General features: G+C 43.5%; 6 protein-coding genes. 1 reads left to right on the top strand and 5 read right to left on the bottom strand.

Features of this window, described 5'->3' with window-relative positions; genetic code table 11:
* Positions 1 to 99: 99 nt before the first annotated feature.
* A complete protein-coding gene (gene pgsA, locus HMPREF9370_RS04270) occupies positions 100 to 663 on the bottom strand; it encodes a CDP-diacylglycerol--glycerol-3-phosphate 3-phosphatidyltransferase (protein ID WP_009116107.1) in 564 nt (187 codons plus the stop codon).
* A 315-nt stretch (positions 664 to 978) separates the two neighbouring features.
* Here pgsA and gyrB point away from each other — a divergent pair, with 315 nt between their 5' ends.
* Entirely contained in the window at positions 979 to 3,369 is a 2,391-nt protein-coding gene (gene gyrB / locus HMPREF9370_RS04265) for a DNA topoisomerase (ATP-hydrolyzing) subunit B (RefSeq protein ID WP_009116106.1), read from the top strand.
* A gap of 229 nt (positions 3,370 to 3,598) precedes the next feature.
* On the opposite strand, the gene ilvC is transcribed toward gyrB, so the two are convergent.
* The 4 genes from ilvC to ilvB all read right to left on the bottom strand — a co-directional run bounded on the left by ilvC (position 3,599) and on the right by ilvB (position 7,419).
* Positions 3,599 to 4,612, bottom strand: coding sequence for a ketol-acid reductoisomerase (ilvC, locus tag HMPREF9370_RS04260; RefSeq protein ID WP_040666891.1), 1,014 nt, complete (start codon positions 4,610 to 4,612; stop codon positions 3,599 to 3,601).
* A 44-nt stretch (positions 4,613 to 4,656) separates the two neighbouring features.
* Positions 4,657 to 4,959 carry a putative quinol monooxygenase gene (locus HMPREF9370_RS04255; RefSeq protein WP_040666890.1) on the bottom strand — a complete coding sequence of 101 codons (303 nt, stop codon included), beginning with the start codon at positions 4,957 to 4,959 and terminating at the stop codon, positions 4,657 to 4,659.
* 190 nt (positions 4,960 to 5,149) lie between these two features.
* Entirely contained in the window at positions 5,150 to 5,641 is a 492-nt protein-coding gene (gene ilvN / locus HMPREF9370_RS04250; protein ID WP_009116103.1) for an acetolactate synthase small subunit, read from the bottom strand.
* A complete protein-coding gene (ilvB, locus tag HMPREF9370_RS04245; RefSeq protein ID WP_040666889.1) occupies positions 5,641 to 7,419 on the bottom strand; it encodes a biosynthetic-type acetolactate synthase large subunit in 1,779 nt (592 codons plus the stop codon). The genes ilvN and ilvB overlap by 1 nt, the downstream gene beginning before the upstream one ends.
* Positions 7,420 to 7,550: the final 131 nt, after the last annotated feature.

The following is a 7,550-nucleotide window of genomic DNA, read 5'->3' as shown; positions in this document are numbered from 1 at the left end:
TTTACAGTTCTTTTTTCAACACAGAAATAAAAGTATCTGCAAAAGGAGACGCCATTATAAATATTTTAAAATTTGTGTCAATAGATTGTTTTAATTTTTTTAACGGATTTCCCGCCATGCCATTTTCAGATAATAAAACATTGACCAGATAGTTAGTATAGATGCGATAAACATCAATACGTTGCCAATGATTAGAAGATTTAAACCGTAAAAATCATCCAAACCCACCAGCAAACACAGAATGGCCGCCATTTGTGCGGTCGTTTTTAGTTTACCTATGGTGGCAACTGCTACGCTGCCACGTTTGCCCATTTGTCCCATCCATTCGCGCAATGCTGAAATAGTGATTTCTCTGCCTATGATAATCATGGCAAACAGAGCTAAAGTTCTGTCTAGTTTGACTAATAAAATCAAAGCAACAGCAACCATCAGCTTGTCGGCAACCGGATCTAAAAATGCGCCAAAATCTGATGTTTGTTTCCATCTGCGCGCCAAAAAACCATCAAACCAGTCGGTTACAGCTGCCGCAGCAAAAATAAATGCCGCAGCCCAATTGACGACTTGCGGATCGATCCAGTTATGGGGCAGGTAAAACAAGGTAGTAAATACAGGGATAAGCAGAATGCGCATCCAGGTTAGGAATATGGGTATGTTCCACGGCATAATTTAGTGTTCTCTGACAGGGTAAGCTTCAGACAGGCATGATTTTAAAAAATGCCTGTCTGAATCGTTTTGTGCATTATAACGGATTAGATGAAGTTTGTTGGAGCATCGATATAATCGGCAGGAAATGAATTATTGCACGCTGAAAAATTAATACGTTTTTAGTTTTAATTAAGTGTTTTCATATACTCATTTCCATAAGCGAGGGTATTAAAAATAGGGTATAATATGAAGTCTTTAGTTTCTAATATTTGCGTCACTTCCGTGATGCTCAAATATCATTAAATCAGTTTTAAATTCAAAGAATTATTTATTATGACCAATCAGCAACGAGAAGAATACGGCGCGGAAAGCATTCAGGTTTTAGAAGGTTTGGAAGCAGTTCGGAAACGCCCAGGTATGTATATTGGCGATACGCAGGATGGCTCAGGTTTGCACCACATGGTGTTTGAGGTATTGGATAATGCGATTGATGAAGCGCTTGCCGGCCATTGTGACAAAATCAACGTTATTATTCATGCTGATAACTCAATAAGCGTAGAAGATAACGGTCGTGGGATGCCTACAGGTATTCACCCTAAAGAAGGCCGTTCGGCTGCAGAGGTGATTATGACCGTGCTCCATGCTGGCGGTAAATTTGATAATAATAGTTATAAAATTTCCGGTGGTTTGCATGGGGTGGGCGTTTCGGTAGTGAATGCACTTTCTGATTGGGTAACGCTGACGATTCACCGCGATGGCAAAGAACACTTTGTGAAGTTTGTAAATGGTGTAGCGGAAGAGCCGTTAAAAGAAGTTGGCCCGTCAGACAAAAAAGGCACCACGGTGTGCTTTCGTGCCAGTGAAGAAACATTTGGCAAGGTTGAATACAGCTTTGATATCTTAGCTAAGCGTATTCGTGAACTATCGTTCCTAAACAACGGCGTGGACATTGAATTGTTTGACCAACGTGACGGTAAACATGAAAACTTCGCTTTCTCCGGTGGTGTAGCAGGGTTTGTGCAATACATGAACCGAAAAAAAACACCTTTGCATGAAAAAATATTTTTCGCAGCCGGTGAAAAAGAAGGCATGGGTGTAGAAGTGGCAATGCAGTGGAACGACAGTTATCAAGAGTCGGTTCAATGTTTCACCAATAATATTCCGCAACGTGATGGTGGCACACACCTTACGGCCTTACGCCAAGTAATGACGCGCACAATCAATAATTATATTGAAACCAATGAGATTGCCAAAAAGGCAAAAGTGGATACAGCAGGTGACGATATGCGTGAAGGCTTGACCTGTGTGCTATCGGTAAAATTGCCTGACCCGAAATTTTCATCGCAAACCAAAGATAAGTTGGTCTCCAGCGAAATCGGCCCTGTGGTTAACGAAGTTATCAGCCAAGCGCTAACAGAGTTTTTGGAAGAAAACCCCAACGAAGCGAAAATTATCTGCGGCAAAATCATTGATGCAGCAAGAGCGCGTGAAGCTGCCCGAAAAGCACGTGAAATCACTCGCAGAAAAGGCGTAATGGATGGTTTGGGCTTACCCGGCAAGTTGGCCGACTGTCAAGAAAAAGATCCTGCTTTATCAGAACTTTATCTGGTAGAGGGTGATTCCGCAGGAGGCTCTGCGAAACAGGGACGTGACCGTAAATTTCAGGCGATTTTGCCGCTTAAAGGCAAAATCTTGAACGTTGAAAAAGCACGCTTCGAAAAAATGCTGGCCAGCCAAGAAGTTGCAACATTGATTACCGCATTGGGAGCGGGTATCGGAAAAGAAGAATTCAATCCTGAAAAGCTGCGCTACCACCGCATCATCATTATGACGGATGCCGACGTAGATGGCGCGCATATCCGTACTTTGTTACTGACCTTTTTCTACCGCCAAATGCCTGAGCTTGTAGAGCGCGGCTATGTATATATCGCCCAACCACCGCTTTATAAAGCCAAACACGGCAAACAAGAACGTTATCTGAAAGATGAAGCTGAGAAGGATGAATTTCTACTCGGTTTAGCCATCGATAAAGCGAAAATTATTTCTAATGGCCGCGTTGTTGAGGGTGAAGAGCTTGAGAAAGCAGCCAAACAGTTCTTGCAAGCTAAGACCGTTATTGAGCAGGAAAACCGGATAATTGATGATTTGGTTTTGCGTGCAATGCTCTTGGCAGAACCGATCGATTTGTCTTCACCAGAAAGTGCCGATAAAGCTATTGCGGAGTTGATGCCTCTTTTAGATGAAAAAGAAATAGCGTTGGAACGCATTATCGGTAATGAAGGCAATGTGTTTATTAAAATCACGCGAAAACTGCATGGTAATGTCGTAATCAGTTATATCGAACCTAAGTTTCTAAGCAGTAAGGCTTATCAAACCATCAGCCAAACTTCAGGCATGCTGAAAGGTTTGGTATCCCAAAACGCCAAGCTCTATAAAGGTGACAATGAATACGATATTGATAGCTTTGACAATGCTTTGGAAATTCTGTTACAAATCGCACAGAAAGGTATGTCTATCCAGCGCTATAAAGGTTTGGGTGAGATGAATCCCGAGCAGCTTTGGGAAACCACCATGGATCCGGCAGTGCGCCGCTTGCTGAAAGTGCGCATTGAAGATGCTATTGCGGCAGATGAGGTATTTGTGACTTTAATGGGCGATGAGGTTGAACCGCGTCGTGCATTTATTGAGAGCAATGCACTGATTGCACAGAATATTGATGTGTAAAAACTGAGATGCATACAATGCCTGTCTGAAAAACAACTGTTTCAGACAGGCATTACCATAATTCCAATCACCTACCGTCATATTCGTTACTTGACCTGAGTATCTCCCACAACACTACGGCAAGCCCGAGTACAACGAGCATACCGTGTTAAGTGAATTCTCATTAATAAAATGCCTGTCTGAAAACATTTTCAGACAGGCATTTTTCATATGCTTCAAAATCGGCTAATTAGTTTTTATCCAAGTCAACCAATTTATTTTTAGCAATCCATGGCATCATGCCGCGTAATTGCGCACCTACTTTTTCGATCTCATGATCAGCGTTCAAGCGGCGGCGGGCGGTCATACTGGCATAGTTGGTTGCGCCTTCTTGAATGAACATTTTGGCATATTCGCCTGATTGGATGCGGTAAAGCGCTTTTTTCATTGCTTCTTTGGTTGCCGGCGTAATCACTTCGGGGCCGGTTACATATTCACCGAATTCCGCATTGTTAGAAATTGAGTAGTTCATATTGGCAATGCCGCCTTCATACATCAAATCTACAATCAGTTTCAACTCATGCAAACATTCAAAATATGCCATTTCAGGTGCATAGCCAGCTTCTACTAGTGTTTCGAAACCGCATTTTACCAACTCTACCGCACCACCGCACAATACTGCTTGCTCACCAAACAGATCGGTTTCGGTTTCTTCACGGAAGTTGGTTTCAATCACACCACCTTTAGTACCGCCGTTAGCAGCTGCATAAGACATAGCAATATCGCGGGCTTTACCAGATTGGTCTTGATAAATGGCAATCAGAGTTGGCACGCCGCCACCTTTCAGGTACTCGCTGCGAACAGTATGGCCTGGGCCTTTAGGGGCAACCATAATAACGTCTAAATCTTTGCGCGGCACGATTTGGTTATAATGAACATTAAAGCCGTGTGCAAATGCCAATACCGCACCCTCTTTCAAGTTGGGCTCGATTTCGTTTTTATATACGACAGGCTGGTTTTCATCAGGCAACAGAATCATTACCACATCAGCAGCTTTGGTTGCATCTGCAACGCTGCGCACATCATGGCCGGCTGCTTCGGCTTTTTTCCATGAACCACCCTGACGCAGACCGATGACCACGTTTACACCTGAATCTTTCAGGTTTGCGGCATGGGCATGACCTTGCGAACCATAGCCGATAATGGCAACGGTTTTACCTTTGATCAATGATAAATCAGCATCTTTATCGTAAAAAACTTGCATGTGGATTTCCTTAAGTAAACAATAAGCGGGGAACAAATTGAGGATCAATCAATGTTTTCAGAAACATCTTTCAATAAAACAACATCCAGCCCTTCAACCTTGCCTTCAATCGACTGTAAAAAATTTTGAAAATGATTTGAAGCTTTATGCTCTTCAACAGCCGCAGTGTTTTGCCAGTTTTCAAAAAATACAAACCGGTTTTCATTATCAAGATCTTGATGCAGATCATAACGGATATTGCCCGCCTCATTACGGCTGGCAACAACCAATTTTTGCAATACATCAAGCAGTTCACTCCGATACTCGGGTTTAATAGTAATAGTGGCGGCAATTTTAACCTTGTTCATTCTATTCCTCATGAATTAGATCAAAAACCCTAAAATCCATTATGAATTGATTGGGCCAGTTAAATTTTCAGACAGGCATTTTAAAGTGAAACTTTACGATTACCGACAACAATGATTTTCCGTAATGCCTGTCTGAAAATGCTGTTCGATATTTTCAGACAGGCATTTGAATATACACACAGAAACCCTACTAGATTTTCAGAATCCGCTCGCCACGGCCGATACCAGCTGCTCCGGTGCGTACAGTTTCAAGAATCTGAGCTTTTCCAACTGTTTCCAAAAATGAATCCAGTTTATCAGAAGATCCTGTAATTTCAACGGTATAGGTTTTATCTGTTACATCCACAACGCTGCCGCGGTAGATCTCGGTAAGCCGCAAAAACTCATCACGGTCTTTGCCGACTGCACGCAGTTTTATCAGCATCAACTCACGCTCAACAAAACGGCTTTCATTCAAATCCACCACTTTAATCACTTCAACCAGCTTGTTCAATTGCTTGGTAATTTGCTCAATAACTGTTTCGTCACCATGGGTTACAATAGTCATACGAGAGAGCGTTTTGTCTTCCGTGGCAGCCACCGACAGCGAATCAATGTTGTAATCACGAGCCGAAAACAAGCCCACCACGCGGCTCATCGCGCCTGATTCATTCTCCATCAGGATAGATAATATATGTCGCATTATGGCACGCTCCTTGTATCGTAATCGCGGTCTGTAACTTCGTTCACGTCAGAATCTTGGGGGGTTTGGCGCATATGCAGCGGCAATACCATTTCATCCAAGCCTTTACCGTTACCCACCATCGGAAATACGTTTTGTTTCTTATCCGTGATGAAATCCAGAAACACCAAACGGTCTTTTTGTTTCAGTGCTTCAAGAAATGCACCTTCCACGTCAGATTTATTGTGTACACGGATACCGATATGACCGTAAGCTTCGGCAAGTTTGACAAAATCCGGCAAAGAATCAAAATAAGTTTCCGATTCACGGTTGCTGTAATACAGCTCTTGCCATTGCCTTACCATACCTAAATAGCCATTGTTCAATGTCACGATATTAATCGGCAGTTTGTATTGGAAACAGGTAGAAAGTTCCTGAATATTCATTTGAACCGAACCTTCGCCTGTAATACAGAACACATCCTGTTCCGGCGCCGCCAATTTAGCACCCATAGCATAAGGAATACCCACACCCATCGTGCCCAAACCGCCTGAATTCAACCATTGGCGCGGCTGTTCAAACGGATAATATTGAGCAGCAAACATTTGATGTTGGCCTACGTCCGATGTGATGATGGCAGAATTATTGGTCACTTCAGCAAGCTTCTGTACCACATATTGCGGCTTGATAAGTTCTCCGTCATCTTCAAACCACAAGCAATTGCGGCTGCGCCAACCCTCAACAGTTTGCCACCATTTTTCAAGAGCAGCAGCGTTGATGTTCAACTCTTGCTTTTTCCACAAGCCAATCATTTCAGAAAGAACATTTTTCACATCGCCCACAATCGGCACATCCACTTTCACTCGCTTGGCAATGCTTGAGGGATCAATGTCGATATGAATGATTTTTTTAGCTTTTTCAAAGAATTTTGAAGGCACTGAAACCACGCGGTCATCAAAACGTGCACCTACTGCGAAAACCACATCGGCATTTTGCATAGCCAGATTCGCTTCATAAGTACCGTGCATACCCAACATGCCGAGATATTGGCGATCGCTCGAAGGATAAGCGCCCAAACCCATTAAGGTACCGGTACACGGCGCGCCGGTAAGCTTTACGAAATCAACCAGTTCCTGATGAGCATTGCCTAAAACAATACCTCCGCCAAAATACACGATGGGCCGCTTAGCCGAAGCAAACATTTGTACCGCTTTTTTAATCTGCCCTGCATGGCCTTGTGTAACCGGCTGATAGGAACGGATAAAAATGTCTTCTTGCGGATAGCTGAATTTTGCCATCGCTTGGGTAACATCTTTCGGAATATCCACCACCACAGGGCCGGGGCGGCCGCTGGCAGCAATCTGAAACGCTTTTTTAATCGTGGTTGTCAAATCATTAATATCGGTAACCAGGAAATTATGCTTCACACACGGGCGGGTGATGCCTACGGTATCTACTTCCTGAAACGCATCACTGCCGATGGCTGGCGTGCCAACCTGACCTGTAATCACTACAATCGGAATCGAATCAGAATAAGCTGTAGCAATACCCGTTACCGCATTGGTCGCACCCGGACCAGAGGTAACCAGTGCCACGCCTACTTTACCGCTTGTGCGGGCATAAGCATCAGCAGCATGTACCGCCGCTTGCTCGTGACGAACCAGAATATGCTTAAATTTGTTCAATTGAAAAAGCGCATCATAAATTTCAAGAACTGCGCCGCCGGGATAACCAAAAACGTATTCCACGCCTTCGGCTTTAAGACTCTGCACGAGTATTTGTGCACCTGATAATTGCATGATTGCCTCTTTTATATTCTGCAGGTAAATCAATAGGAAACATCAGCTTCGCCACAGCATCTGTAATGCTTGTTTTCCGAACAACGATTTAGGGTACGCGATACGGAATCATTCAGCGACAACCAGAACGC

This window comes from Neisseria wadsworthii 9715 (assembly GCF_000227765.1).
Classification (GTDB): Bacteria; Pseudomonadota; Gammaproteobacteria; order Burkholderiales; family Neisseriaceae; genus Neisseria; species Neisseria wadsworthii.
The sequence above is the reverse complement of the archived record's forward strand: the minus strand, read 5'-3'. Positions and strand labels throughout refer to the sequence as shown.

Bases quoted from the DNA above. Each gene is read 5' to 3' on its own strand.
- pgsA (WP_009116107.1), bottom strand. From the start codon at position 663: ATGCCGTGGAACATACCCATATTCCTAACCTGGATGCGCATTCTGCTT.
- gyrB (WP_009116106.1), top strand. From the start codon at position 979: ATGACCAATCAGCAACGAGAAGAATACGGCGCGGAAAGCATTCAGGTT.
- ilvC (WP_040666891.1), bottom strand. From the start codon at position 4,612: ATGCAAGTTTTTTACGATAAAGATGCTGATTTATCATTGATCAAAGGT.
- HMPREF9370_RS04255 (WP_040666890.1), bottom strand. From the start codon at position 4,959: ATGAACAAGGTTAAAATTGCCGCCACTATTACTATTAAACCCGAGTAT.
- ilvN (WP_009116103.1), bottom strand. From the start codon at position 5,641: ATGCGACATATATTATCTATCCTGATGGAGAATGAATCAGGCGCGATG.
- ilvB (WP_040666889.1), bottom strand. From the start codon at position 7,419: ATGCAATTATCAGGTGCACAAATACTCGTGCAGAGTCTTAAAGCCGAA.